The following is a 24,323-nucleotide window of genomic DNA, read 5'->3' on the forward strand; positions in this document are numbered from 1 at the left end:
GCCGGTCCGGCGCGGAGCCGGACCGGGGCGCGCTCAGTTGGCGTGGGTGTACTCGTCGAACCCGGTCTCGAGGAACGAGGCGTCCAGCCCGCCGATCCAGTCCAGCGACTGGGTCCCGACCGGGGGCATGATGTCCTCGGCGGCGTAGATGCGCATGTTGTCGATGATCGGGAAGTCGTAGCCGTCGACCGTCTTGGCGGTGCCGATGAGCTGCGCTTCGAGGCCCTGGTGGTCGGGTCGCAGCGTGACTTCGCGGCCGAGACCGGTGAAGGCAAGGCCATCCATCGCGGCGATCACGTCGTCCTCGGTCGGCCAGGCGCCGTCGTTGGCGTCGATCGCCCGGTCATAGGCGCCCTCGAGCGCGGCGAAGGCCTGCGCCATATGGAAGGCGGGGTAGATCGGATAGTCGCCCGTCTGCTCGCGGAAGGCCTCGACGAAGGTCTTGAACTTGTCGGTATCCTTGGTTTCCGGGTGCAGGAAGTAGTGGTCGCCCCGGCCGCCGACGATCGCCCCGTCCGGCAGCGCGCCGCCCAGACGTTGCAGCGAGGACTCGGCGAGCGGCAGCACGAAGGTGGACGACGCCGTCAACCCGCGCTGGCTGGCCTGGCGCACGAAGGTCTCGAGGTCGCCGCCCCAGGAGGTGGAGAGGATGACGTCGGGCCGCAGGGCCTGCAGGCGGGAGATCTCGGCCGAATAGTCCGGCGCGCCGAAGCGGGGGAAGAGTTCGGCCACCACCTTCACGTCCGGCTTCAACGCCTTCAACGCGGTGGAGAAGAGGCTCCAGCTGTCACGTCCCCAGGCATAATCCTGGTTCACCACCGCGATGGTCGAGAAATCCGGGTTGGTTTGCAGCAGGTAGAGGAGCGCGGCCATCATCTCGGCGGTGGCGTTGCCCTGGGTGCGGAAGTTGTACTTGTACTCCGCCTCCTCGAAGATGCGCTGCGTGCCGCAGTCCCACATGATGTTGATGACCTGGAGATCCTCGGCGAGCGGCGCCAGGTTGAGGCAGTTGCCCGACGAGATCGCCGCCATCATCACGTCGACCTTCTCGTCCTGCACCAGACGGCGGAACTCGCTGGCGAGGGTCTCGCCGCCGGCCCCTTCGTCGACGAAGAAGAGCTCGACCGGCACGCCGTCGATCCCGCCGCGGTCGTTGAGGTCCTGTGCGAGGATCTCGGCGGCGGCGCGGCCCGGCACGCCGAACACGGACGCCGGACCCGACAGGAAGGTCGTGATCCCGATCTTCACCGCGTCCGGCTTGTCCTGCGCGAATGCGCCGCTGACGCCCGACGCCACGACGAGCGCCGTCGCCGCGGCGGCGGCAATGGTCTTCAACATCCCTGGTCTCCTTCCCTCACGAGGGCCTCTATCGGGCCCTTCGCGGTGCGATCCTGGCGTCAGTGAACGACCGTGTCCATGCCGTTGAGCGATCAAAACGGAGAGACCGGCCGACTGTCGCCTCATTTTAATTATCTAGCTAATTATCTGAGATCACACAAGCATGGCTTTGCCGTGACAATGGCATTGCTTTTCGTCTCAATTTGCATACGCGGCCGTTTCATCCGCGGTTGCGGCGCACGATCTCCTTGTCCGGCGCCCGCAGCGCTGTCGGGGACGCCGTGCGCGGCGGCCCGGCCGCCACACGACCATGTCGATTTTGCGTAATCGTCTGGAAATACTTGGCGTTTATGCCTCACCGTCCGGGCTGTGACGGCCGGTCGCACGCGTCGATGCCGCAAACATTCGAACTTTAGGCGAAGGACTTGGATACCAGTGGCACACGAACGGCGCCGCGCCACACGGAGCTGACACGCACGCTGCGTGACGAAATCGAGGCCGGGCGCTGGCCGGTGGGCGGCAGGTTCCCCACCGAGGCCGACCTGCAAGCGCGCTTCGGCGTCGGCCGGCATACCGTCCGCCGGGCGCTGAAGGCACTCGCCGAGCAGGGCCTCATCTCGCGTCGGCCGAAGACCGGCTCGGTCGTCACCTCGGACCGCCCCGCCACAGCCTTCACCCACGGCCTGCGCGATATGCGCGAGATCGTCGAGTTCTGGCGCACCACCCGGTTCGATATCGAGGAGGTCGGCGCGGTCACCGTCGACGCCGCCTCCACGCCGGAGCCGGACGAGGCGGGGCACTACTTCCGCGTCGCGGGCCTGCGCTATCCGCGCACCGGCTCGGCCCCGCTGTGTTGGTCGGAGGTGCTGGTCTCCGAGCGCTACCCGGCGGTGCGGGAGGACATGCGCGCCGGCCACACCCCGATCTACGAGCGCGCCCTCCTCCACTACCATCTGACGCTCGACTACGTGGTCCAGTCGGTCACGGCGACGGAGTTGTCGCCGGCGATGGCGCGGCTCCTGGGCGCGGAAGGCGCGAGCGCCGGCCTCCTGGTGACGCGCCGCTACGTGGAGACGCGCGGGCGCGTCTTCGAGCTGGCCCGTCACCTCTATCCCGGCGGGCGCTACGTCCTCGCCAGCGTCTTCCGTGAGCGCTGAGCGGTCAGACCGCGGCGGCCATCGTCGGATAGGTGGCCGGCAGCTTGGGGACGCCGGCACGATGCACCGCGCCGCCCAGCCGTTCGGTCGGTAGCCACGCCGTCAGGCGCGTGCGCAGCGCGAGGAGGCGCGCCAGATCGATGCCGGTGTCGAACCCCATCGTCTCCAGGAGGTAGACGGTGTCCTCCGTGTCGATGTTGCCGGTGGCGCCGGGGGCGAAGGGACAGCCCCCCAGGCCGCCCAGCGAGGCATCGAAGCGCCGCACGCCCGCCTCCACCGCCGCGACCACGTTGGCGAGACCGAGGCCGCGCGTATCGTGGAAGTGGGCGAGCACGGGAACGGGGCCGACCTCGGCGACGACGGCGCCCATCAACCGGCGCACGCGCACCGGGTCGGCGTATCCGACGGTGTCGGCGATCATCACTTCGTCGGCTCCCGCCGCCACCACCTGGCGGGCGAGGTCGAGGACGTCGTCTTCCGCCACCTCGCCCTGCAGCGTGCAACCGAACGACGTGGCGATGCCGGCGCTGACCGTCACCTTGCCGGCGAGGCCGCGCGCGTCGCGTTCGGCGAGGATGGCGCGCACGGCGTCCACCGCCTCGGCGCGGGTGCGCCGCACGTTGGCGAGGCTGTGCGCCTCGCTGGCCGAGATGACGGTGTTGATCTTGGCCACGCCCGCCTCGAACGCGCGCTGCGCCCCCTTGAGGTTCACCGCCAGCACCGAAGCATAGACGGACGGGTCACGCAGCGCCGCCGCCACCAGCGCGTCGGCATCGGCGAACTGCGGGATCACCTTCGCAGGGACGAACGAGGAGACCTCGATCTCGCGGATTCCCGCGGCGGCGGCTTCTGTCATCCACTCGATCTTGCGCTCGGTGGGCATCATGTCCGGCACCAGCTGCAACCCGTCGCGCAGCCCGACCTCGCGGACCAGAATGTCTTCGCGCATGGCTTCTCTCTCCCGCCTTCGGGCGCCCTTCGTGGCGGACGCCGCTCGTTCATCCGTGCGATCGAGGGGACACGCCGGCCCCGCCGCCCGATCGCACGCTCGCCGCAGGGCATAGCACTGGTCGGGCCGGTTCAACCATTTCCGTCAGGCGCTCGTACCAAGTGTGGATGAACAGCCGGAGATGGTGCCTGCAACCCATGATATGCGCGCGGCGGTGAGAACGTCGGACAATCCGGCCCGCAAGGTCGCCCTGCATTGGTGCTTCGGCGCGCCGCGCGGGCGGCGTCAGGGGGGCGGCGCGCGCCGGACACGCCATAAAGTTGCTCTCATTTCGACACAACAAATCCTTATACTAGAAACGAAAGCTGCAAAGTGTGGATCGGACCCGCTGGATTGCGCCAGGAAAATTGTGCCATCTGCCACAATTCTGGCCCGCTGGATGCATAAATGTCCGCTCATAGATTTGGGATCGATGCCGGATATGCACAGTGTGCGCCCGTCGATCTCACCAAATGATCCGTCGGCGCGACGCGCGTCGCTCGCACTGTCGCAACGACACAACCGGAGTGCACTTTATGCGCACCATGACCACTCATTGGCATTCCACCCGTATGAAGATTTCGATAACATTGTGACGCGAATGAAAATTTAGTCGACGAACGCAGCCGGCCGGGCGCGATGGACCGCATTTTCCCATGATAGATGCCTCGCAGTGGACCGTCGGTCATCACGACGTCGCCTTGGTCGGCCTGTCGGTGGTGATCTGCCTGCTGGGGTCGCTGATCTCCGCACGCCTCCTGTGCCGCACGATCGTCGACGACGGTGGCCAGCGCGGCGGGCTCGCGTTCGTCGGCGGGATCATCGCGGCCGCGACGGTGTGGTGCACCCACTTCGTCGCCATGCTCGCCTACCGGCCCGGCATGGAAATCGCCTACGACGTGCCGCTGACGACGCTGTCGCTCGTCGTCACGCTGATCGGCAACGTGATCGCCTTCGCCATCGCCGCGATCCGCCGGCCCTATACGCCGCTCCTGGGGGGCGTGCTCTTCGGCCTCTCCACCGCCGGCATGCACTATCTCGGCATGAGCGCGGTCGCCGTGGAGGCGACCATGGCGCACAGCGCCAGCTCGGTCGTCGCCGCGGTGCTGAGCGGCTCGGTCATCGCCGGCTTCGCCTTCTCACACATCCGCACCGGCAGCGACAGCGAGACGCTGCGCGTCGGTGCGCTCCTCGCGTCGGCGACCATCGCGCTGCACTTCACCGCCATGTCCGGGATGACCATGGCGCCGCTGGCCGACGGGACGATCCCCCTCGCCCACGACCATACCGAGAGCGACCTCGGCATCGCCATCGCGGCGGTGATGATGGTGATCCTCGCCACGGGCATCATGGTCCACATGATGGACCGGCAGTCGCGCCGCGCCGCCAGCGAGCGCCTGCGGCACTACGTCAACGGCGCGGTGGACGGCATGGCCGTCACGCAAGGCGGCGTGATCGTCGACACCAACGAGGCATTCGCGCAGATGTGCGGGCTGCCGCGCGAGGCGGTGCTGGGCCGGCCGATTTCCACCTTCCTCGACGAGGACGGGGTCGGCGTCGACCGGTTGCCGGAGGGGCGGATCATCGACATGCGCCTCCACAACGCCAACGGGTCGATGCGCTCGATCGAGTTGACGGTGCGCAGCGACCATCTCGGCCGCACCGCACCGCCCAGCATCGTCTACTGCGCGCGCGACATCACCCACCGCATCGCGCAGGAGGAGCGCATCGCCTACCTCGCCCAGCACGACGGGCTGACGGGGCTGCGCAACCGGGCCGCGTTCCTGGAACGGGCCACCACCATGCTGGACTGGCAGGGCGCGCATACGCGCTTCGCCATGCTCCTGATCGACCTCGACTTCTTCAAGAGCATCAACGACTCCTACGGCCATGCCGCCGGCGACGAGGTGCTGCGCTCGGCCACGAGCCGGCTGCGCGGCATGCTCGCCAGCACGCAGATCGCCGCGCGCCTGGGCGGCGACGAGTTCGCCGTCATGACCAAGATGGAGGACCGCAAGGACGTCGCCGCTCTCGCCGAGGCGATCCACGACGTCTTCGCCACCCCGGTCTACTTCGACGGGGCGATGCTCAAGTGCGGCAGCAGCATCGGCATCGCCACCTTCCCGGAGGACGGGGAGAGCGTGCGCGGGCTCCTCAACAGCGCCGACCTCGCGATGTACCGCGCCAAGCGGGCGCAGATGAACCATTGCTTCTACGACCGCTCGATGGACGACCGCGAGCGCAACCAGCGCCGCCTCGTCGACGACCTGCGCCGGGCGATCGAGACCAATGCGATCGACGTCCACTACCAGGTGCAGATGAACCTGCGCGAGAACACGGTGGCCGGATACGAGGCTCTGGCGCGGTGGAACCATCCCGAGCAAGGGCCGATCGCGCCGGCCGTCTTCATCCCCATCGCCGAGGAGCACGGGCTGATCGGCGGCCTCGGCGCGCAGGTGCTGGAAAAGGCGTGCTCGGCGGCCGCCTCCTGGCCCGACCACCTCACCGTCGCGGTCAACCTCTCCCCGGTGGAGCTGGAGGACCCCGGCCTCGTCGCCACGGTGGAGCGCGCGCTGCAACGCACCGGGCTCGACCCCGCGCGGCTGGAGCTGGAGGTCACCGAGCAGTGCTTCGTCCTCGACATCGAGGATGCGCCGCATCGGATCGCGGCACTGCGGGAGCTGGGCCTCGCCATCTCGATCGACGATTTCGGCGCGGGCTACTCCTCGCTGTCGATGCTGCAACGCTTCCCGTTCGACAAGATCAAGCTGGACAAGTCGTTCGCGCAGGGCATCGGCGGCGACCGCAAGGGGCAGAAGATCATGCGGGCGATCCTGTCGCTGGCGGAGATGCTGCGCGTGCCGGTGGTGGCCGAAGGCGTGGAGACGATCGAGCAGCTGACCGCGCTGCGGGCGGAGGGGTGCGACTTGGTGCAGGGCCATGTCTTCGGCCTCGAGGTTCCGGGGCCGCCGAGCTTCGCCCGGCCCACCACCGCGCGGCATATGGCGGACCTGCCCCTGACGCGCAGCAGCCCGCCCGCGCTCGCCCTGCCGCAGGCCAAGTAACCCCGCCCTCCCCGCGCAGCCGCCACGCGCCGGCGCCGGACGAGGGCGCCTGAGGTGGGCGCCGGACGAGGGCAACCTAGTGGACGAGGCCGTGCAGGATGCTCGCCTCGTCGAGCGCGCCGGCGCCCCCGTCGTCGACCAGGACGGACGTGTCGGCGACGAGGTTCTCTTCGGACACGTAGGCCGTCGACTCGACGCCTTCGCAGTCGACGAAGACCCGGTAGAAGGGCTGGTCGCGGTCGGGGCGCTGGCCGGGCGGCAGGCCTTCGAGCCGCGCCTCGTCCTCGCAGAACACCGGGTCGACATCGACCACGAGGCCGCCGAAATCGTGATGGCGGTGGCGCACCGCCTGCCCGATGTTGAACTTGGCTGATTTGACGACCATCACGCGGAAACACTCCTCTGACCGGCCCGAGGGCGCGGCCGACACAACAGGCTACAGCGGGGCTCGCCGTGCGTCGGCCACACCCGCTTCTATGCCTGCAAACCTTAATGTCGGGATTGGGTTCGGCCGCGCAAAACGGTCATGCAAGGCCCGCACAAGCCTCGCGGTCGAGGCCGAATGGTGCGCCGCCGGTCCGTGCGGCGCCGAGGGCCGGCGCACGGCCGCCGCAGCGCCCTATCCGCCCGCCATGTCCGGCGGGGCGACGTGCCGGCGCCGCCTTCGCCGGCGGGCGGCATCGCGCTTACGGAATTCTGTAATCGCCTCTCCACCGCGAAGGCGGCGCCGCGCGCGCATCGCGTGCGGGCGCACGCTCGACGGGCGGCGGCGCCGAACGCGGGCGAGGCCGGCACTGTCGGGTCAGCGGATCGTCGACTCGATGGTGGTCAGCGGGACCACATCGAACGTGATCGTCATCTCGCAGCGCAATCCCGCATCGGTAAAGCGGCGATCGATCTCGAACTGCCGGCGCGCGGCGATCGCCCGCAGCAGGCGCGAGCCGGTGCCCTCGCGCCCGGCCCCGACCGGCCGCGGCCCGGTCTCCCGCCACACGAAGCTCAGCGTGCAGCGCCGGTCCTCCATGGCGCACGCGAGATCGATCTCCACCGCCCCGCCCTTCGAGAGTGCGCCGTGCTTGACCGCGTTGGTCACCAGCTCGTGCACCACCATGGACGCGTCGATCGCGATGCTGGGCGGCAGCGACACCCGGCAGTCGCCGGTGATCTCGATCAACTCGTTGTCCGGATCGTAGGCGTTGGTCTGGATGCGGATCAGCTCGCGAATGTCCACCGCGTCGTCGTTGCGGCGGAAGTTGAGATCGTGGGCGAGCGCCAGCGCCCGCACGCGCTGGGTCACCTGCGTGCCGAACTCGCTGTCGATCTCCGCGTCCCGCAGCGACAGGTGGATGACCGACTGCACCGTCGCCAGCATGTTCTTGACCCGGTGGCGCAGCTCGTCGAGCAGCAGTCGCTTCTGCCGATCGGCCATATCGCGGCGCAACGTGGCGGCGAGGATGTTGGCCGCGGTCTGGAGGAAGGCCGCGTCGCGGGGTCCGAACGAACGGCGGACCCGCGAGTGCACCCCGATCACCCCGAACGGCTCGTCCGGCGAGCCGACGATGACGCTCATCCCGCTGGTGATGCTCTCGATCCGCAGCAGCTCCGGGCCGCTGAAGCGCGTCTCGGTGGCGAGGTCGCTGACGATCACCGGTTCGTGCACGGTGAGCGTATAGCCGGCCTGGCTGCTCAGCCCGCCGTCGACCACCGTACCGACCGGCGAGTTGAAGCCGTGGGCCGAGACCATCTCCAAGTCGCCGGTTTCGGGGATCACGCGCAGCACCTTGGCGAACTCGCATCGCAAGAGGACCGCCAGCCGGCCGGGAAGCTCGGCGATGATCTCCTCCGCGGAGAGCCCGGCGAGGCTGCGTCCGCCGAGCCGCGCGACATAGGCCTGCTGCTCGGCGCGCAACTCGGCGATGGCACGCGCGGCGGTGAGCGCCGAGATGTCGCGCATGACCGAGACGACCCGCGTCGTCTCCCCGGAGCGGGCCTTGATGGGAGCGGCCGAGATCAGGACGTCCATCGTCCCCGCGGGGCCGACATAACGGGCCTGCACGTCCTCCACCGTCTCGCCGGTCTGCCAGACGGTGTTGCTGGGCAGCTCTTCGCGGGTCAGCTCGCGCCCGTTCTGCAGGATGACGTATTGTCCGGTCTCGGAGCGCGGCGGACCGGGCTGCTGGCCGAGGCCGAGCATGGTCTGCCCGTAGGAGTTCAGCCAGCCGCGCTGGCTCATCGGCTCGTCGCTGAAGGCGATGGCGATCGGGGCGATGTCGAGAATGGCCTGCAACGAGGCGACCTGCCCCTCCAGCGCCTCGTTCAGCGCGTCGATCCGCGCCTGCGCCGCCTTCACGCCGGAAATGTCGACGAACGTTGCGACCACACCGTCGATGACGTTGCCGGCGGACCGGTAGGGCAGCAGGCGCATCTGGAAGGTGGCGCTGCCGTCGCGCAGCGTCACCTCGCGCTCGGTCACCTGCAGCGTCTCCAGGACGCCGGCGACCTCGCTGGCGATGTCGATGTCGGCCACGCGGGCGGAGATGTCGCCGATGGGGCGGCCGATATCGGCTTCGATGAGGTTGAAGACGCGCTTGGCGACCGGCGTGAAGCGGCGCACCAGGGCCCCTCGGTCGAGGAAGAGGGTGGCGATGTCGGTGCCGGCGAGGAGGTTTTCGAGGTCGCCGTTGGTGCGCGCCAACTGCTCGACCTTGATCGACAGCTCGGCGTTGACGGTCTCCAGCTCCTCGTTGACCGACTGCAGCTCTTCCTTCGAGGTCTCCAGCTCCTCGTTGGAGCTGCGCAGCTCCTCGTTCATGCTCATCAGCTCTTCGTTGGCCGATTGCAGCTCCTCGTTGGAGGCTTCGAGCTCCTCGGTGGTGGCCTGGAGGTATTCGCGCGTGGCCTGCAGCTCGGCCTCCAGCGCTTGCATCTGGGCAAGGTCCGGGCGCTCGGCACCGTCACCGCTGCTCGTCGTCGCCTCGCCGAGGTCGTGGAAGACGATGAGGAAATGCGGCGCCTCCGACGCCTCGTGGCGCATCCGGCGCCCGACGATGCGCACCAGGCGCAGCCGATCCCGATCGTGGAAGCCGACGCGGTCGCGCACGGCCTCGTCCGCCCCGGAGGAGAGCGCGTGCCACAGCGAGCGCACATCCATCTTGAGGTCGCTGCGCAGGAGGTTGAAGAGTTCCAGCGAGGCCGTCCCCGGCTGCATCTTCAAGTAAGTGCCGATCGGGCCGCCGGAATAGACCAGCTCGCGCGTGGCGCCGACGATCGTGTAGGCCGGCGCCAGCTCGTTGACGAGGACGGCGTGCGCGTCGGCGAGCAGGTCGCCGCGCTGCGAGGCGGGGCGTGTGCGCACGGGCGTCTCGATCCGGTGGGGAGCGTCCGCCGAGAGGGTCATCAGCGGGAACCGGGGCGGCGTCTCCCGCGGATCGGGCTTGCGGCGGAAGATGCGCCACTTCTTGTCGACGGTCTCGAACTGCGCCTCGTGCCCGGTGATGTTCTCCGACGACCCCAGCAGCAGGCAGCCGCCGGGGCGCAGCGCGTAGTGGAAGACCGGCAACAGCCGGTTCTGCAACTCCGGCTTCAGGTAGATCAGCACGTTGCGGCAGGAGAGGAGGTCGAGCCGGGAGAAAGGCGGGTCCTTCACCAGGCTCTGGGCCGAGAAGATGCACACCTCGCGGATCTCGTCGATCACGCGGTATTCGCCGCCGACGCGGCGGAAGTAGCGCTCGAGGTACGGTTCCGGCACGTACGCGGCGACGCTCTCGGCGTAGCTGCCCGCCCGCGCCACGGCGAGCGCATTCTCGTCGATGTCGGTGGCGAAGATCTGGATCTTGGGCGGGTCTTCGCGCAGCGCCAGCTTCTCGCGCAGGATGATGGCCAGCGAATAGGCCTCCTCGCCGGTCGCGCAGCCGGCCACCCACACCCGCACCAGGTCCTCCGCCCCCTTCTCACTCAGGATGGCGTCGACGGCCTGCTCCAACGCGCGGAAGGCGTCCGGATCGCGGAAGAAGGCGGTGACGCTGATGAGCAGCTCGCGCAGGAGCTGGTGGGCCTCGTCGTCGTCATGGCGCAGGAGGTTGCCGTACTCCACCAGCGATCGCACCGCGCGCACCTGCATGCGGCGGTGGACGCGGCGATGCAGCGTGGGTTCCTTGTAGTGGCGGAAGTCGTGCCCGGTGGCGAGCTTGAGGTACTGGCAGATGCGCACCATCGCCTGCTGCGCCCCGGCGTCTTCCGGGGCGCCGTCCGCCTCGGCGAGCGAGCGCAGATATTGCGCCACCGCGTCCGGCATCTCGCCGGGGCGCAGCACCTTGTCGACCAGGCCGGTGGCGATGGCGCTGCGGGGCATCGGCGCATAGCCGGCGGTCTCGGGCGACTGGGCGATGATGTAGCCGCCGGCCTCCTTGACGAGGCGGGCGCCCTGGGTGCCGTCGCTGCCCGCGCCGGAGAGGACGATGGCGACGCCGGCCTCGCCCCGCTCGCTCGCCAGCGATTCGAAGAATGTGTCGATGGGGGTGCGCAGGCCCCGCGGCCGAGCCGGCCGCTCGACGTGGAAGACGCCGTCCTGCAGCGTCAACGTCGTGTCTTCGGCGATGACCACGACGGTGCCCGGACGCGGCCGCGTCCCGTCCTCGACGACGTGCACGGGCCGCGTGGTGGAGCGGGCGAGCAGCTCGGTCAGCAGGCTCTTGTGGGTCGGGTCGAGGTGCTGGATGACGACGTAGCAGGCGGCATCCTCGGCAGGGATGGCGCCGACCAGCTCGCGCAGCGCATCTAGGCCACCGGCCGAGGCACCGACGGCGACGACCGGGACCATCCCCAGGTCACAGCCAGGGGCCTGCACGAGGTGTTCGTCCATCGGGCCTCAGACACTATCCTTGCAACGCCGTAGGGGACCCCAGCGCATCGCATAAATCCTACGCGAGGGCTAGCCTTTCCTCCATCCCGCTCCACCTCCTCGATCATCGCCGCCCACCCGAGACGTGATGGCATTCGCCAGCCGCTTACTTGGTCGACGTGAACCGATAGCGTGCCGAAAACGTTGATTGCGCACGTCATGTCCGAGCGAAGTTCTTTGCGTCTTTTTTGGGAGCTGGTGAAACCACCATGTGTGAACCGAGCGCGCCACGAATGGCCCGTGTCCTCATCGTCGAGGACGAGATGTTCATCGGCCTGGAGCTGTCGATGATCGTCGAGGAGGCCGGCTTCGCTCCCATCGGCCCCGCCAACGACCTCGACACCGCGCGGGCGTTGCTCGAAAGCGAGCGGCCCGACGCCGCCATCCTCGACATCAACCTCGGTGCCAACATCACCTCCGCCCCGGTGGCCGAAGCGCTGACGGCGCTGAACGTGCCGTTCGTCTACGTGTCGGGCTACGGGCCCGGCTTCGTGAAGGAGAACATGCCGCCGGCGCCGCTGCTGTCCAAGCCGGTCAATCCGGAGCGGGTGGTGGACGAGATCCGCCGCGTCCTCGTCCAGGACGCCTGAGCGGGCGGTTCGGGACGCGGGCCGTCGCCGGAATGCGCCGTCCGGGCCTATCGTCCGGAGCCGGGATGCCTATGGTGACGCGACTTGAACCGACGAGAGCCGCCATGCCCGACACGCCCGCCCCGCACGCCGCGCACGCCGCGCACAAGACCACCCACGACGCGGCGGACGACCCGCGCAACGACGACATCCTGATCTACGTCAACGGCGCGCTGAAGCCCAAGGCGGAGGCGACCGTCTCGGTCTACGATTCGGGCTTCATGCTGGGCGACGGGATGTGGGAGGGCATGCGCCTCTACAGCGGCAAGTGGGCCTTCTTCGAGGAGCACATGGACCGCCTGTTCGAGAGCTGCAAGGCCGTCTCGCTCGACATCGGCATGGATCGCGCCGGCATCCTCGAAGCGCTGACCATGACGGCCGAAGCCAACGGCATGACGCACGACGTCCATTGCCGGCTGATGATCACCCGCGGGGTGAAGGTGCGCCCGTTCCAGCACCCGTCGCTGTCCCGCTCGGGGCCGACGGTGGTCATCATCATGGAGCATTCGGTGCCGACGGCGGGGACCGGCCGCGGCATCCGCCTCGCCACGGTGCCGCAGGTGCGCGGGCTGCCGATGAGCCAGGACGCCAAGTACAACTCACACTCCAAGCTCAACTGCATCCTCGCCTGCCTCCAGGCCGAGCAGGCCGGCGCCGACGAAGGGTTGATGCTGGACCCGCACGGGTTCGTGAACACCACCAACGCCTGCAACTTCTTCATCGTGCGCAAGGGCGCCGTGTGGACCTCCACCGGCGACTATTGCATGAACGGCGTCACCCGGCAGAAGGTGATCGACGTGTGCCGCGACGCCGCCATCCCGGTCTTCGAGCGCAACTTCTCCCTGTTCGACACCTACGGCGCCGACGAGGCCTTCCTCACCGGCACCCACGGCGGGCAGACCCCGGTGGCGATGATCGACGGCAAGCCGATCGGCGAGCGGCCGGGCGGCGGCGGCCCCGTGCTCGACCGCATCCGCGCGCTCTACAAGGACCTCGTCGCCCGCGATGTCGCGTGAGGCCGGGGCCGGCGTGATGCGCAGCTTCGTCGCCGATACGCTGGCCCTCGTCGTCTTCTTCACCATCGTCGGCGCGTTGAACGAGCACTTCGTCGCCGGGATGACGTGGGCGGAGGTGGCGCGCTCACGGACCATCGGCGCGCCGTTGATGGTGCTGACGGCGCGTCCCTACGGCATCTGGCGGGACTGGCTCGTCGACCGACTCGCGCCGCCGGTGCCGCGGGCGCTGGCGGACGCGCTCGCGCTTCTCCTCTTCCAGGTTCCGATCTACGTCGCCATCCTGTGGGTCAGCGGGGCGACGGCGACCGGACTCCTCCAGGGCGCGGCGGGCTTCGCGGTCCTGATGATGGTGGTCGGGCGCCCGTACGGCGTCTGGCTCGACTTCGTGCGCGCCCGCTTCGGCCTCGCCGCCGGCGGCATGAGGCCGATGACCTTGGGTGACTGACGTCGCCAGACGAGATCGTCTGGCGATATGGTTGACTCGACCCCCTCCGGCGGCACAGTTGAACCAGCGCCGCCGGGCGGCGACAAGAACGGGGAAGGAAACGGCATGACGGGCGTCTCGGCACCGATACGCGATCCTCTGGAGGACGGCGCCGCGCCGCCCGCGCTGGAGGCCTGGCTGGAGGCCAACGTCGCCGGCTACCGCGGCCCGGCGACGCTCGACAAGATCTCCGGCGGCCAGTCGAACCCGACCTACCGTGCCACGGCGCCCTCCGGCCGCTATGTCCTGCGCCGCAAGCCGCTGGGCGAAACCCTCCCCTCCGCCCACGCCGTCGACCGCGAGTTCCGCGTCCTGAAGGCGCTGGCGGCGACCGACGTGCCGGTCCCTCCCGTCCACGCCCTGTGCGAGGACCACACCGTCGCCGGACAGATGTTCTACGTCATGGACATGGTGCCCGGCCGCGTCTTCTGGGATCCGCGCCTGCCCGACCTTTCGGGCCAGGAGCGGGCCGGCATCTTCGCCTCGATGAACGAGACGATCGCCGCGATCCATCGGCTCGACCCGGCCGCCGTGGGCTTGGACGATTTCGGCAAGCACGGCGGCTACCTGGAACGGCAGATCAACCGCTGGACACGCCAGTACCGGGCGTCCGAGACGGAGCCGAACGCGGCGATGGAGCGGCTGATCGAATGGCTGCCGCAGAACAGACCCGCCGAGGGTGAAACGCGCCTCGTCCACGGCGACTACCGGCTCGACAACGTGCTCATCCATCCGACCGAGCCGAAGATCGTCGCCGTTCTCGACTGGGAGCTGTCGACATTGGGCGACCCGCGCGCCGACTTCGCCTATCACGCGATGACCTGGCGCTTCGCCCCGGACCTCTTCCGCGGCCTCGAGGGGGCGGACCTCGCGGCGCTCTCGATCCCCGCCGAGGAGGCCTACGTCGCCCGCTATGCCGAGCGTTCCGGCTTCGACCCGCGGGCGGACTGGACCTTCTTCCTGGCTCTGTCGATGTTCCGCATCGCCGCCATCGTCCAAGGCATCGCCAAGCGCGCGCTGGACGGGACGGCGGCCAACGCGGACGCGGCGGAGGTGGGCGCAAAATGCCGCCCCATCGCCGAGCGCGCCTGCCAGATCATCGAACACGCGGGCTGAGCGTCCGCCGGACGCCGGCAAGGGAGAGATCGACATGAAGATCGAGGGATGCGTCGCGCTCGTCACCGGCGGCGCCAGCGGCATCGGCCGCGCGCTCGCCGAGGCGCTGGCCGCCGCCGGCGCCGCCCGCGTCGTCGTGAGCGACATCGACGGCGAGGGCGCGCGGCGGGTGGCGGCCGGCATCGGCGGCCGCGGCGAGGCGCTCGACGTCACCGACCCGGCCGCGATGGAAGCGTTGGTGGAGCGTGTGGAGGCGCAGGACGGCCCGATCGGGCTGGTCTGCTCCAACGCCGGCATCGCCACCGGATTCGGCACGTTCGACAACGCCGCCGGCGCGGACGACGCCACCTGGCAGAAGGCGTGGGAGGTGAACGTGCTTGCCCATGTGCGGGCCGCGCGCATCATGGTGCCGCGCATGAAGGCGCGCGGCGGCGGCCACTTCCTGCACACGATCTCCGCCGCCGGGCTCCTCAGCCAGATCGGCAGCGCGGTCTATTCCACGACCAAGCACGCCGCCATCGGGTTCGCCGAGAACCTCGCCATCACCCACCGCGACGACGGCATTCGCGTCACCATCCTGTGTCCCCAGGGGGTCGATACGGCGATGCTGCGGGCGATGCCGGCGGGCGCGGAATCGGCCGACGGGGTGATGACGGCCGAGGACGTCGCCGCGGCCGCGCTGGCCGGCCTCGCCGAGGACCGCTTTCTGGTGCTGCCGCATGCGCAAGTGGCCGGTTACATGGCCCGCAAGGGCGAGGACTACGAACGGTGGATTGGCGGAATGGCCAAGTTTCAGCGTAACCTCAAGGGCAACTAGCCGAGGGTGCGCCCCCGGCGCCATCCAACCATGACAGCGCGCGGGAACCGCCCGGCGCGCGACCGGGACGCGCCCATGCTGAAGACGATCGACCCCCTCCTCTCGCCCGACCTCCTCTATGCGCTGGCCGCCATGGGGCACGGCGACCGCCTCGTCCTGGTGGACGCCAACTTCCCCGCCACCAGCGTCGCCGCCGAGACCGTCACCGGCGGCGTCATCCGCTGCGACGCCGGCGTCGCAGCCGCCCTCCAGGCGATCCTGACACTCTTCCCGCTCGACACCTTCGAGCCGGACCCCGCCGTCGGCATGCTCAGCGTCGCCGACCCGCGCGAGACACCGGCCGTCGTCGCCGAGATGGAGGCCGTCATCGCCGCCGAGGGGTTCACCTGGGCCGCGATCGACCGCTACGACTTCTACGACCGCGCCAAGGAGGCCTTCGCCATCGTGCAGACGGCCGAGCGGCGCTTCTACGGCAACGTCATCCTCACCAAGGGCGTCATCCCGCCGGCGTGACCGCGGGGCACATGGCAAGGGTGGACGTCACCGGGTGGTGTACAGCCGCCGCCCGGTTGATCTACGCTTCCCGCAGATGCTCGCCAGAAGCATCGAGGGAGGCGACGCCCATGACCCTGACGCGGCCCGGCCAGGCGTGCCGGAGCGCTTCGCGATGACCACGCGGATCGACGCTCACTGCCACCTGTGGCGCCTCGAGCGGGGGGACTATGGCTGGCTGGGGGGCGAAGGCCTCGAGGCCCTCCGCCGCGACTTCGAGCCCCACGACCTCGCCGCCGTCCACAGCCCCGCCGGCATCCGCCGCGCCGTGGTGGTGCAGGCCGCGCCCACCGTCGCCGAGACGCAGTTCCTGCTCGACCTCGCCGAGACCGCGCCCGCCGTCGCCGGGGTCGTCGGCTGGGTCGACCTCGCCTCGCCCGACGCCGCCGAGACGCTGGACGAGATCGCGAGCCCCCACCTCCTCGGCGTGCGCCCCATGCTGCAGGACCTCGCCGAGGACGACTGGATCGTCACCGCCCCGACCGCGGCCGCCATCGCCGCGCTCCGCGCCGCCTCGCTCCGGTTCGACGCACTGGTGATGCCGCGCCACCTGCGCCACCTGGTCCGCTTCGTCGAGGCGCACCCGGACCTGCCGGTGATCGTCGACCACGCCGCCAAACCCGCGCTCGGCGCCCCGGCGGACGACCCTCGCCATGCCGCCTGGCGCGAGGGGATGGCCGCGCTCGGGCGCACCGGCGCCTACGTCAAGATCTCCGGCCTCTTCACCGAGATGCGGCCCGACCAGCGCGCCACCCCGGCCGCCGCCGCCGCCACGCTGCGCCCGCTGGTGGACGATCTGCTGGAGTGGTTCGGCAGCGACCGGATCGCCTGGGGCTCGGACTGGCCGGTGCTCACCCTCGCCGACGAGATGAGCGCCTGGGACGAGACGACCGCCCTCCTTCTGGCCGAGTTGTCCGCCGAGGCGCGCACCGCCATCCTCGGCGGCAACGCGGCCACCTTCTACGGCCTCGAGGACGCGCGATGAGCCCCGACCCGACGCCGCTGGTCGACATGCGCGGCATCGAGAAGCGCTTCCCCGGCGTGCATGCGCTCAAGAGCGTCTCGTTCGCGCTGCTGCCGGGCGAGGTACACGCGCTGATGGGCGAGAACGGCGCCGGCAAGTCGACGCTCATGAAGATCCTCTCCGGCATCTACCAGCGCGACGGTGGCGAGGTGCGGATCGACGGCGCGAGCACCGCGATCGACAGCCCGAAGGCGGCGCAGGCGGCGGGCCTGTCGATCATCCATCAGGAGCTGTCCCTGATGAACGACCTCACCGTGGCGCAGAACATCTTCATCGGCCGCGAGCCGCGGCGCCGGTTCGGCAGGCTCGACGAGCCGGCGCTCAACCGGGCCGCGAACGAGATCTTCCGGCGCCTCAACCTGCACCTCGACCCGCGCACGCCGGTCGGCACGCTCACCATCGCCAAGCAGCAGCTCGTCGAGATCGCCAAGGCGCTGTCCTACCGCTCGCGCGTCCTGGTGATGGACGAGCCGACCGCCGCGCTCAACGACCGCGAGATCGACGAGCTCTTCATCATCATCCGCCAGCTGAAGGCCGAAGGCGTCGGCATCGTCTACATCAGCCACAAGATGGACGAGCTGAAGCGCATCGCCGACCGCGTGACGGTCATGCGCGACGGCGCGACGGTCGGCACCGTGGACGCGGCCGAAACGCCGGTCTCGGAGATCATCCGCATGATGGTCGGCCGCGAGCTGGAGAGCGGCACGGTCGAGATCCCGGACCTCGCCGCGGCGCCGCCGCTCCTCGAGGTGCGCGGCCTCTGCCGGGGGCGCGAGATCCGCGACGTGTCGTTCGCGGTCAGGAAGGGCGAGATCCTGGGCTTTGCCGGCCTCATGGGCGCGGGGCGGACCGAGGTCGCCCGGGCCGTCTTCGGCGCCGACCGCAAGGACGCCGGCGAGGTGCTGGTGCACGGCGAGCGGGTCGACATCCGCGCCCCGGCCGACGCGGTCGCGGCCGGGATCGGCTACCTCTCGGAGGATCGCAAGCATTTCGGCCTCGCCACCGGCATGGACGTGCGCGCCAACATCGCCATGGCCTCGATGGGGCGGTTCACCCGCCGCGGCGGCCGGCTCGACGAGAAGGCGATGCGCGACGTCGCGCAGGACTACATCCGCCGGCTCGGCATCCGCACCCCGTCGGACCGGCAGGAGGTGCGGCTGCTCTCCGGTGGCAACCAGCAGAAGGTCGTCATCGCCAAATGGCTCCTGCGCGATTGCGACGTCCTCATCTTCGACGAGCCGACCCGCGGGATCGACGTCGGCGCCAAGTCCGAGATCTACCGCCTGCTGGCCGAGCTTGCGGCGGAGGGCCGCGCGATCATCGTCATCTCCTCGGAACTGCCGGAGATCCTGCGCCTGTCGCACCGCATCGCGGTGATGTGCGAGGGGCGCCTCACCGGCATCCTGCCCGGCGGCGAGGCCACCACGCAGGAGGACATCATGCGCCTCGCCACGCAGCGCGAGGCGGTCATGGAACCGGCTGCCACCAGTGAGAGGGACGTCGCATGACCAGCGCCGAGGCACCGCGCGAAAGCGCCATGGCCCGCATCAACGCCTCCGGGGCGACGCAGAAGCTCCTCGCGTTCGCGAGCCTCATTCTTCTGCTGGTGGGGTTCTCGCTCGCCTCGCCGCAATTCATGCAGCTCCCCAACATCCTCGCCATCCTGCAGGCGACCTCGGTCAACGGGGTGCTGGCGGTGGCCGTCACGCTCGTCATCATCACCGGCGGGATCGACCTCTCGGTCGGCACCATGATGACGTTCTGCGCGGTGATCGCCGGGGTGGTGCTGACCTACTGGGGCCTGCCGCTGCCGCTCGGGGTGCTGGCGGCGATCGGCGCGGGCGCGTTCTGCGGCGTCTGCTCGGGGACGTTCGTCGCCAAGCTGAAGATCCCGCCGTTTATCGCGACGCTCGGCATGATGCTGATCCTCAAAGGGTTGGCGCTCGTCATCTCCGGCACCCGCCCGATCTACTTCAACGACACGCCCGGCTTCGACCTCATCTCGCGCGGGTCGCTGATCGGCTGGGTCTTCCCGTCTCTGCCGATCCCCAACGGGGTGCTCATCCTCTTCCTCGTGGCGCTCGGCGTCGCCTACATCCTGGGGCGCACGGTGCTGGGGCGGTACACCTTCGCGCTCGGCTCCAACGAGGAGGCGGTGCGGCTCTCCGGCGTGAACACGGACGCGTGGAAGATCGGCATCTACGCGCTGTCGGGGGCGATCGTCGGGATCGCCGGCATCCTCATCGCCTCGCGGCTCAACTCCGCGCAGCCGGCGCTCGGCCTCGGCTACGAGCTGGAGGCGATCGCGGCGGTGGTGATCGGCGGCACGTCGCTGTCGGGCGGCCGGGGGACGGTGCTCGGCACGGTGATCGGCGCGCTCATCATGGCGGTGCTGACAAACGGGCTGCGGATCCTGTCGGTCGCCCAGGAGTGGCAGACCGTGGTGACGGGCGCGATCATCATCCTCGCCGTCTACGCCGACCAGGCCCGCCGCCGCCGCACGACATGAGAGCACCCGTGCGTTCTGTCGAACGCGGGCGAGATGCTCTCAACGAGCGCCCCTAATGCGTGCCGGGGGCGGTGTCGAGGTTGCGGATCTCGTCGGCCACCAGCTCCTGCAGGCGCCACAGGTTGCGGTCGTAGATGCCGTGCTCGGCGAGGTGGGAGACGGTGTTGAAGAGGTACTCGGCGCAGGAGCCGGCGCTGCCGCAGGCCCGCGCCAGGATGTGGGCGACGCGGTCCAGCGGCAGGCGGCTGGCGATCCGCTCCCCCTTCGGCCCGGCCCAGAAGACCATCACCCGCACCTTGCCCTCGGCGGTGTGGACGTTGATCCAGCGCACCATGCGAACGTTCTGGTGGAAGCGGATCTCACGGCGGACCATGCGGCGGATCTGGGCGACGCGGTCGTCGTCCGGCATGCGGTAGATGACGCCGTCGCATCGGCCGCCACGCTCCAGCGCCATCATCAGGCCGGGCGTCTCGGGCGTGCCGCGCCAGCGCCGCATCTTCATGCAGAACGAGCGGTGCCATCCGTAGGCGGAGGCGCGGCGGTGGTCGATCGCGTCGAAGTCGGGCTTCCAGATCAGCGAGCCGTAGGCAAACACCCACAGCGGCTCGTGGTGCGACTGCTCGTGGAGGTCGTGCGCCACGGCGTCGAGCTCGTCCTCGCTGAGGAGCGTCCAGCCCGGCTCGGGACCGAGGTCCGGCAGCTCCCGGATCGTGCGGGCGACCAGCTCCTCGGTCAGCGACATGACACAGGGGCTGAAGCCTCCGTTCGACCGGGCAATCGTTCTGGCTGACATCGTCCCTCGCTCTTCGTTCCCGCGCGCGGCCCTCTTGAGGTATGTGGCGCCGGCGCGTGCGACAAGCTGGCCCACCGCCGCCGACCGCCGATCGCCGATCGCCCCGGCGGACTGCAACACTCGGGCCGCGAGACCTGCGCGGGACGGGGGGCCGGGATGCGCCGCGTCAGCTGACGCGCAGCTTCTCCAGCTTGCGGGCGAGCGTGCGGCGGTGCATCCCAAGCCGCCGCGCCGTCTCCGAGATGTTGAAGCCGGTGTCGGCCAGCGTCTCGTGGATGCGCTCCCATTCCAGCGTCTTGATCGAGGTGGTGCGCGGGGTCAGGGCGACGTCGGTCTGCCCCTCGCCGCGTGCGAACGCCTGCTCGATATCGTCGGTGTTGGCGGGTTTGACGAGATAGTGGCAGGCGCCGAGCTTGATGGCCTCCACCGCCGTGACGATGCTGGCATAGCCGGTGAGGACGACGATCTGGATCGCGGGGTCCAGCTTGTGCAGCATGTCCACCGCGACGAGACCGGAGGCGTTGGCGAGCTTCAGGTCCACCACGGCGTAGCCGATCTCGTGGTCGGCGAGGATGTCGGGTATATCGTCGGGGCTGGTGCCGACGGCGACGACATAGCCGCGCCGCTCGAACGAGCGTTTGAGGGTGCGGGCGAAGGCGGCGTCGTCTTCCAGGATCAGCAGCGTGCGCTCATCGGTCATCGCGTCGCTCCAGCGAGAGAACGTCGAGCGGCAGGCGGATCGTGACGACGGCGCCCCCTGAGGGGCGGTTCTGCGCCGTGGCGCTGCCGCCGAGCTTGCGCAGGACGTTGACCACGAGGAAGAGCCCCAGCCCGCCGCCGGTGCGGCCCTTGGTGGACTGGTAGGGCCGGCCGAACTCGGCGAGCATCCCCGGCGCGAAACCCGGCCCGCGGTCGGCGACGGTGATCAACAGGGCGTCCTGCGCGCGGTCCGCCGTCAGCTCCACGTAGCGGGGCGAGGCCTCCAGCGCATTGTCGAGCACGTTGGTGACGACCTGCTTCAGCGCCTCGTCGGAAACGATCGGCAGGTCCGGCTCGAAGCGGTTGGAATAATTGAGCGACACGGTGCCCCGGCCGGTGCGCCAGTCGGCCACCAGCGCGTCGAGGAATTCGCGCGCGCTGGTCACGCGCGGGGCCTCGCCGCGAATGTCGCCGGCGGACATCAGGATCCCCGTCACGATCGACTTGCAGCGCTTCACCTCGGCCTGCATCTCGGCGATCTCCTGTGCGCGGTCCGGGTCGTTCGCGAACTCCGGCATCCGCTCCCAGTCCCCCAGCGCGACCGACAGCGAGGAGAGCGGCGTGCCCAGCTCATGCGCGGCGCCGGACGCCAGGAGACCCATTCGCACGATATGGTCCTCCTCGGCCGCGCTTTGGCGCAATGCGGCTATGCGGGCATCGCGCTCGCGCAGGTTGGCGGCGATGCGGGTGAGGAAGACGACGAGCAGCCCCGCCATCAGCAGAAAGCAGGTCAACAGGCCCAGGGAGTGCAGGCGGAAAAGCTCGTAGTCGCTGCGGCCGGGCACCTGCAACGGCTCGTACTCCAGGGTGAGCCCGATGTAGCAGGCCGTCGCCACCGCGACGATGAGCCACGCGAACCGCGCCTCCAGCAGCAGCGCCGCCAGCGCCACCTGGAGCAGGTAGAGCGCCACGAACGGGTTGGCGCCGCCGCCGCTCATGTAGAGCTGCGCGGTCAGGGCCGCGACGTCGAACACCAGGACGAGAAGGAGTGCCGGGGCGGTCACCCGGTCGCGCCGCTGCACCCAGTACAGGCTGGCGAGGTTGACGGCCACCTGCGCCAGCAGGACGAGCCCCATGGTGGCGAACGGCAGAGCGGCGCCGAAGCCGAGCCCCACCACCGCGATCGTCACCACCTGCCCCGCCACCGCGATCCATCGCAGCTGGACGATGAGGAGCATGTTCTTGCGGCCGGCGTCGTCGCCCTCGAAGGTCGGTCGAAAGGCCCTGGCCGCACCGTCGCGCACGGCTGCGATGCCGCTCATGTCTCGCCTCCGAAGCTCCGGCGGCTCTCTGCGCCCGCCACACGCCGCCAATCCCTCGCCGCCCTCACGGTCGCCGTCACCGGCGCCGGACGTCGCCGCGGGCCCGGCCGGTCAGCCGAGGTGCGTCGCGGCGCCGGCCGGGGCGGGAGTGGCCGCGCGCGTTCCGGCACGCCGACCGTGGCGCAGGGCCAGCACGGTGCCGACCAGGGTTGTCAGCGCCATCGCGAACCACGTCAACGCGTAGACGAGGTGGCTGTTGTGGAAGCGCACCACGGTCAGCCCGCCGACAGGGTAGACCCCCGCCGCCCCGTGCCCCTGGTCGACGAAAAATGGCGCGACCGGGCCGAGGCCCTGCGCGGCGGCGATGGCGGCGGTATCGCGCGAGTACCAGCGGCCGGCGGCGGGGTCGTTGGCGCGCAGGAAGGCGCCGTCCGGCTCGGTGAGGCGCAGCAACCCCGTCACGGTGACGTGGTCGGCCGGCGCCACATGGTCTTCCGGCGCCCGCCGCTCCGGCGGGACGAAGCCGCGATTGACGAGCACGGTGAAGCCGTCGTCCGTCGTCAGCGGCGTAAGGACCCAGCTCCCCGGGCCGAGCTCGGTGACGGCCTGGACCAGCGTATCGTGGCCGGGCACGAAGGTGCCGCTCAGCACCAGGCGGCGGTAGGCGTCGCCATCGGCGGTGACGTCCGGCCAGGCGCCCGGGCCGGGAGCCGCGGCGGGGGGCGCCGCGAGCCGCGCTTCGACACGCGCGACGAGGTCCAGCTTCCACGCCCGGCGCTGCACCTGCCACACGCCGAGGCCGACGAAGACCACCGTCGCCAGCCCGGCGAAGAGGATGAGGCCGATGCGGCGAGCGCGTGTCATCGCGGCGCCTCAGCCGCCCGCCGCGGCGGCGGGGTCGATGTTGAGCGGCATCATGTTGGTGTTGAGGTGGTACATCACCCACAGCGAGCCGATCAGCGTGATCGCCACCACGACGAGGGTGAAGATCAGCGCCATCATCGTCCATCCGCCTTCCGAGCTGGGGCTCATGTGCAGGAAGAACACCATGTGGACGACGATCTGCACCACGGCGAAGCCCATCACCAGCAGCGCCGTGGTGGTCTTGTCGGGGATGAAGCCGGTCATCACCAGCCAGAAGGGCACCGCGGTCAGGATCACCGACAGCAGGAAGCCGGCCATGTAGCCCGAAAAGGTGCCGCCGGCGTGCCCGTCGCCGTGCGGCGGGACGTCGTCGTGGTGCGGCGGGGTGATGTGGGGTGCGGTCGGGTAGGTCTCGGCGCTCATCGCAGCATCCCCAGGAGATAGACGAAGGTGAAGACGCCGATCCAGATGACGTCGAGGAAGTGCCAGAACAGGCTGAGGCACATCAGCCGGCGCCGGTTGGCCGCGATCAGGCCGCGCTTTCGCACCTGCACCATCAGCGTCACCAGCCAGACGATGCCGACCGTGACGTGCAGCCCGTGCGTGCCGACCAGCGTGAAGAAGGACGACAGGAACGCCGAACGCCCCGGCCCGGCCCCCTCGTGGATGAGATGCGCGAACTCGTACATCTCGATGCCGAGGAAGGCCGCGCCGAAGAGGCCGGTGACGGCGAGCCAGCGCAGGACGTCGCGCTGGGCCCCCTTCTCCATCGCCAGCATGGCGAAGCCGTAGGTGATCGACGACAGGAGCAGCATCGTCGTATTGAGCGCCACCAGCGGCAGCTCGAAGAGTTCGGCCGGCCCGGGGCCGCCGTCCGTGGACCCGCCGAGCACGCCGTAGGTGGCGAACAGCGCGGCGAAGACGAGGCAGTCGCTCATCAGGTAGATCCAGAAGCCCAGCATCGTGGAGCCGCCCGGATCGTGGTGATGCTCCTCGGTCAGGTAGAAGGTCGGCGTCTCGCCGTTGCCGCCGGCGGTGGTCACGGACATC

21 protein-coding genes are annotated in these 24,323 nt (G+C 69.8%); 11 read left to right on the forward strand and 10 right to left on the reverse strand.

The genetic code is table 11. The features are described 5' to 3' along the window. Positions 1 to 33: 33 nt before the first annotated feature. Positions 34 to 1,338 carry an ABC transporter substrate-binding protein gene (locus MRB58_RS03735; RefSeq protein WP_244780368.1) on the reverse strand — a complete coding sequence of 435 codons (1,305 nt, stop codon included), beginning with the start codon at positions 1,336 to 1,338 and terminating at the stop codon, positions 34 to 36. A 425-nt stretch (positions 1,339 to 1,763) separates the two neighbouring features. Between MRB58_RS03735 and MRB58_RS03740 the strand changes: the two genes are divergently transcribed. Then, positions 1,764 to 2,495 (forward strand): GntR family transcriptional regulator, encoded by a 732-nt coding sequence (locus tag MRB58_RS03740; RefSeq protein ID WP_244780369.1) that lies wholly within the window; start codon positions 1,764 to 1,766, stop codon positions 2,493 to 2,495. A gap of 4 nt (positions 2,496 to 2,499) precedes the next feature. Here MRB58_RS03740 and MRB58_RS03745 read toward each other — a convergent pair whose 3' ends face one another. Further along, positions 2,500 to 3,444 (reverse strand): hydroxymethylglutaryl-CoA lyase, encoded by a 945-nt coding sequence (locus MRB58_RS03745; RefSeq protein WP_244780370.1) that lies wholly within the window; start codon positions 3,442 to 3,444, stop codon positions 2,500 to 2,502. Positions 3,445 to 4,139: 695 nt separating this feature from the next. On the opposite strand from MRB58_RS03745, the gene MRB58_RS03750 reads away from it, so the two are divergent. Next, complete coding sequence (locus MRB58_RS03750) at positions 4,140 to 6,548, forward strand: EAL domain-containing protein (RefSeq protein ID WP_244780371.1); 2,409 nt, start codon at positions 4,140 to 4,142, stop codon at positions 6,546 to 6,548. A gap of 76 nt (positions 6,549 to 6,624) precedes the next feature. On the opposite strand, the gene hspQ is transcribed toward MRB58_RS03750, so the two are convergent. Next, on the reverse strand, positions 6,625 to 6,933 hold the full coding sequence (hspQ, locus tag MRB58_RS03755; RefSeq protein WP_244780372.1) for a heat shock protein HspQ: 309 nt from the start codon (positions 6,931 to 6,933) through the stop codon (positions 6,625 to 6,627). Positions 6,934 to 7,350: 417 nt separating this feature from the next. Beyond that, the gene (locus MRB58_RS03760; protein WP_244780373.1) at positions 7,351 to 11,409 is read right to left on the reverse strand and encodes a CheR family methyltransferase; all 4,059 of its coding nucleotides are present in this window, start codon (positions 11,407 to 11,409) and stop codon (positions 7,351 to 7,353) included. Positions 11,410 to 11,681: 272 nt separating this feature from the next. Between MRB58_RS03760 and MRB58_RS03765 the strand changes: the two genes are divergently transcribed. From MRB58_RS03765 to MRB58_RS03805, 9 genes are all read left to right on the forward strand, one after another. Next, entirely contained in the window at positions 11,682 to 12,038 is a 357-nt protein-coding gene (locus MRB58_RS03765) for a hypothetical protein (RefSeq protein WP_244780374.1), read from the forward strand. A 104-nt stretch (positions 12,039 to 12,142) separates the two neighbouring features. Continuing rightward, positions 12,143 to 13,093 carry an aminotransferase class IV gene (locus MRB58_RS03770; RefSeq protein WP_244780375.1) on the forward strand — a complete coding sequence of 317 codons (951 nt, stop codon included), beginning with the start codon at positions 12,143 to 12,145 and terminating at the stop codon, positions 13,091 to 13,093. Then, positions 13,083 to 13,538 carry an L-alanine exporter AlaE gene (gene alaE / locus MRB58_RS03775; RefSeq protein ID WP_244780376.1) on the forward strand — a complete coding sequence of 152 codons (456 nt, stop codon included), beginning with the start codon at positions 13,083 to 13,085 and terminating at the stop codon, positions 13,536 to 13,538. The genes MRB58_RS03770 and alaE overlap by 11 nt, the downstream gene beginning before the upstream one ends. A 105-nt stretch (positions 13,539 to 13,643) precedes the next feature. Further along, positions 13,644 to 14,693 (forward strand): phosphotransferase family protein, encoded by a 1,050-nt coding sequence (locus tag MRB58_RS03780; protein WP_244780377.1) that lies wholly within the window; start codon positions 13,644 to 13,646, stop codon positions 14,691 to 14,693. Between the two features lie 34 nt (positions 14,694 to 14,727). Beyond that, entirely contained in the window at positions 14,728 to 15,510 is a 783-nt protein-coding gene (locus MRB58_RS03785; RefSeq protein WP_244780378.1) for an SDR family oxidoreductase, read from the forward strand. Between the two features lie 75 nt (positions 15,511 to 15,585). After that, a complete protein-coding gene (locus MRB58_RS03790; RefSeq protein ID WP_244780379.1) occupies positions 15,586 to 16,023 on the forward strand; it encodes an RbsD/FucU family protein in 438 nt (145 codons plus the stop codon). A 154-nt stretch (positions 16,024 to 16,177) separates the two neighbouring features. After that, on the forward strand, positions 16,178 to 17,047 hold the full coding sequence (locus MRB58_RS03795; protein ID WP_244780380.1) for an amidohydrolase: 870 nt from the start codon (positions 16,178 to 16,180) through the stop codon (positions 17,045 to 17,047). Next, positions 17,044 to 18,594, forward strand: a complete 1,551-nt coding sequence (locus tag MRB58_RS03800; RefSeq protein WP_244780381.1) for a sugar ABC transporter ATP-binding protein — start codon at positions 17,044 to 17,046, stop codon at positions 18,592 to 18,594. The genes MRB58_RS03795 and MRB58_RS03800 overlap by 4 nt, the downstream gene beginning before the upstream one ends. Next, a complete protein-coding gene (locus tag MRB58_RS03805; protein WP_244780382.1) occupies positions 18,591 to 19,595 on the forward strand; it encodes an ABC transporter permease in 1,005 nt (334 codons plus the stop codon). The genes MRB58_RS03800 and MRB58_RS03805 overlap by 4 nt, the downstream gene beginning before the upstream one ends. A gap of 52 nt (positions 19,596 to 19,647) precedes the next feature. Here the strand turns inward: MRB58_RS03805 and MRB58_RS03810 are convergent, their stop codons facing one another. The 6 genes from MRB58_RS03810 to cyoC all read right to left on the reverse strand — a co-directional run bounded on the left by MRB58_RS03810 (position 19,648) and on the right by cyoC (position 24,322). After that, complete coding sequence (locus MRB58_RS03810; protein WP_244780383.1) at positions 19,648 to 20,337, reverse strand: gamma-glutamylcyclotransferase; 690 nt, start codon at positions 20,335 to 20,337, stop codon at positions 19,648 to 19,650. Between the two features lie 217 nt (positions 20,338 to 20,554). Then, complete coding sequence (locus tag MRB58_RS03815; protein ID WP_244780384.1) at positions 20,555 to 21,088, reverse strand: response regulator transcription factor; 534 nt, start codon at positions 21,086 to 21,088, stop codon at positions 20,555 to 20,557. Then, positions 21,078 to 22,409, reverse strand: a complete 1,332-nt coding sequence (locus tag MRB58_RS03820) for an ATP-binding protein (protein ID WP_244780385.1) — start codon at positions 22,407 to 22,409, stop codon at positions 21,078 to 21,080. Before MRB58_RS03820 ends, MRB58_RS03815 begins: the two co-directional genes overlap by 11 nt. Positions 22,410 to 22,520: 111 nt before the next feature. Continuing rightward, on the reverse strand, positions 22,521 to 23,273 hold the full coding sequence (locus tag MRB58_RS03825; protein WP_244780386.1) for an SURF1 family protein: 753 nt from the start codon (positions 23,271 to 23,273) through the stop codon (positions 22,521 to 22,523). Between the two features lie 9 nt (positions 23,274 to 23,282). Beyond that, positions 23,283 to 23,696, reverse strand: a complete 414-nt coding sequence (gene cyoD, locus MRB58_RS03830; RefSeq protein WP_244780387.1) for a cytochrome o ubiquinol oxidase subunit IV — start codon at positions 23,694 to 23,696, stop codon at positions 23,283 to 23,285. Continuing rightward, positions 23,693 to 24,322, reverse strand: a complete 630-nt coding sequence (gene cyoC, locus MRB58_RS03835) for a cytochrome o ubiquinol oxidase subunit III (protein WP_244780388.1) — start codon at positions 24,320 to 24,322, stop codon at positions 23,693 to 23,695. Before cyoC ends, cyoD begins: the two co-directional genes overlap by 4 nt. Position 24,323 lies beyond the last annotated feature (1 nt).

Source organism: Acuticoccus sp. I52.16.1, from assembly GCF_022865125.1.
Classification (GTDB): Bacteria; Pseudomonadota; Alphaproteobacteria; order Rhizobiales; family Amorphaceae; genus Acuticoccus.

What these genes read in the sequence shown, in the direction of transcription:
- cyoD (WP_244780387.1), bottom strand. Translation starts at nt 23,696, where the DNA reads ATGAGCGCCGAGACCTACCCGACCGCACCCCACATCACCCCGCCGCAC.
- MRB58_RS03795 (WP_244780380.1), top strand. Translation starts at nt 16,178, where the DNA reads ATGACCACGCGGATCGACGCTCACTGCCACCTGTGGCGCCTCGAGCGG.
- alaE (WP_244780376.1), top strand. Translation starts at nt 13,083, where the DNA reads ATGTCGCGTGAGGCCGGGGCCGGCGTGATGCGCAGCTTCGTCGCCGAT.
- MRB58_RS03780 (WP_244780377.1), top strand. Translation starts at nt 13,644, where the DNA reads ATGACGGGCGTCTCGGCACCGATACGCGATCCTCTGGAGGACGGCGCC.
- MRB58_RS03805 (WP_244780382.1), top strand. Translation starts at nt 18,591, where the DNA reads ATGACCAGCGCCGAGGCACCGCGCGAAAGCGCCATGGCCCGCATCAAC.
- MRB58_RS03735 (WP_244780368.1), bottom strand. Translation starts at nt 1,338, where the DNA reads ATGTTGAAGACCATTGCCGCCGCCGCGGCGACGGCGCTCGTCGTGGCG.
- MRB58_RS03750 (WP_244780371.1), top strand. Translation starts at nt 4,140, where the DNA reads ATGATAGATGCCTCGCAGTGGACCGTCGGTCATCACGACGTCGCCTTG.
- MRB58_RS03785 (WP_244780378.1), top strand. Translation starts at nt 14,728, where the DNA reads ATGAAGATCGAGGGATGCGTCGCGCTCGTCACCGGCGGCGCCAGCGGC.
- MRB58_RS03820 (WP_244780385.1), bottom strand. Translation starts at nt 22,409, where the DNA reads ATGAGCGGCATCGCAGCCGTGCGCGACGGTGCGGCCAGGGCCTTTCGA.
- MRB58_RS03815 (WP_244780384.1), bottom strand. Translation starts at nt 21,088, where the DNA reads ATGACCGATGAGCGCACGCTGCTGATCCTGGAAGACGACGCCGCCTTC.
- cyoC (WP_244780388.1), bottom strand. Translation starts at nt 24,322, where the DNA reads ATGTCCGTGACCACCGCCGGCGGCAACGGCGAGACGCCGACCTTCTAC.
- MRB58_RS03800 (WP_244780381.1), top strand. Translation starts at nt 17,044, where the DNA reads ATGAGCCCCGACCCGACGCCGCTGGTCGACATGCGCGGCATCGAGAAG.
- MRB58_RS03745 (WP_244780370.1), bottom strand. Translation starts at nt 3,444, where the DNA reads ATGCGCGAAGACATTCTGGTCCGCGAGGTCGGGCTGCGCGACGGGTTG.
- MRB58_RS03765 (WP_244780374.1), top strand. Translation starts at nt 11,682, where the DNA reads ATGGCCCGTGTCCTCATCGTCGAGGACGAGATGTTCATCGGCCTGGAG.
- MRB58_RS03825 (WP_244780386.1), bottom strand. Translation starts at nt 23,273, where the DNA reads ATGACACGCGCTCGCCGCATCGGCCTCATCCTCTTCGCCGGGCTGGCG.
- MRB58_RS03790 (WP_244780379.1), top strand. Translation starts at nt 15,586, where the DNA reads ATGCTGAAGACGATCGACCCCCTCCTCTCGCCCGACCTCCTCTATGCG.
- MRB58_RS03760 (WP_244780373.1), bottom strand. Translation starts at nt 11,409, where the DNA reads ATGGACGAACACCTCGTGCAGGCCCCTGGCTGTGACCTGGGGATGGTC.
- hspQ (WP_244780372.1), bottom strand. Translation starts at nt 6,933, where the DNA reads ATGGTCGTCAAATCAGCCAAGTTCAACATCGGGCAGGCGGTGCGCCAC.
- MRB58_RS03810 (WP_244780383.1), bottom strand. Translation starts at nt 20,337, where the DNA reads ATGTCGCTGACCGAGGAGCTGGTCGCCCGCACGATCCGGGAGCTGCCG.
- MRB58_RS03770 (WP_244780375.1), top strand. Translation starts at nt 12,143, where the DNA reads ATGCCCGACACGCCCGCCCCGCACGCCGCGCACGCCGCGCACAAGACC.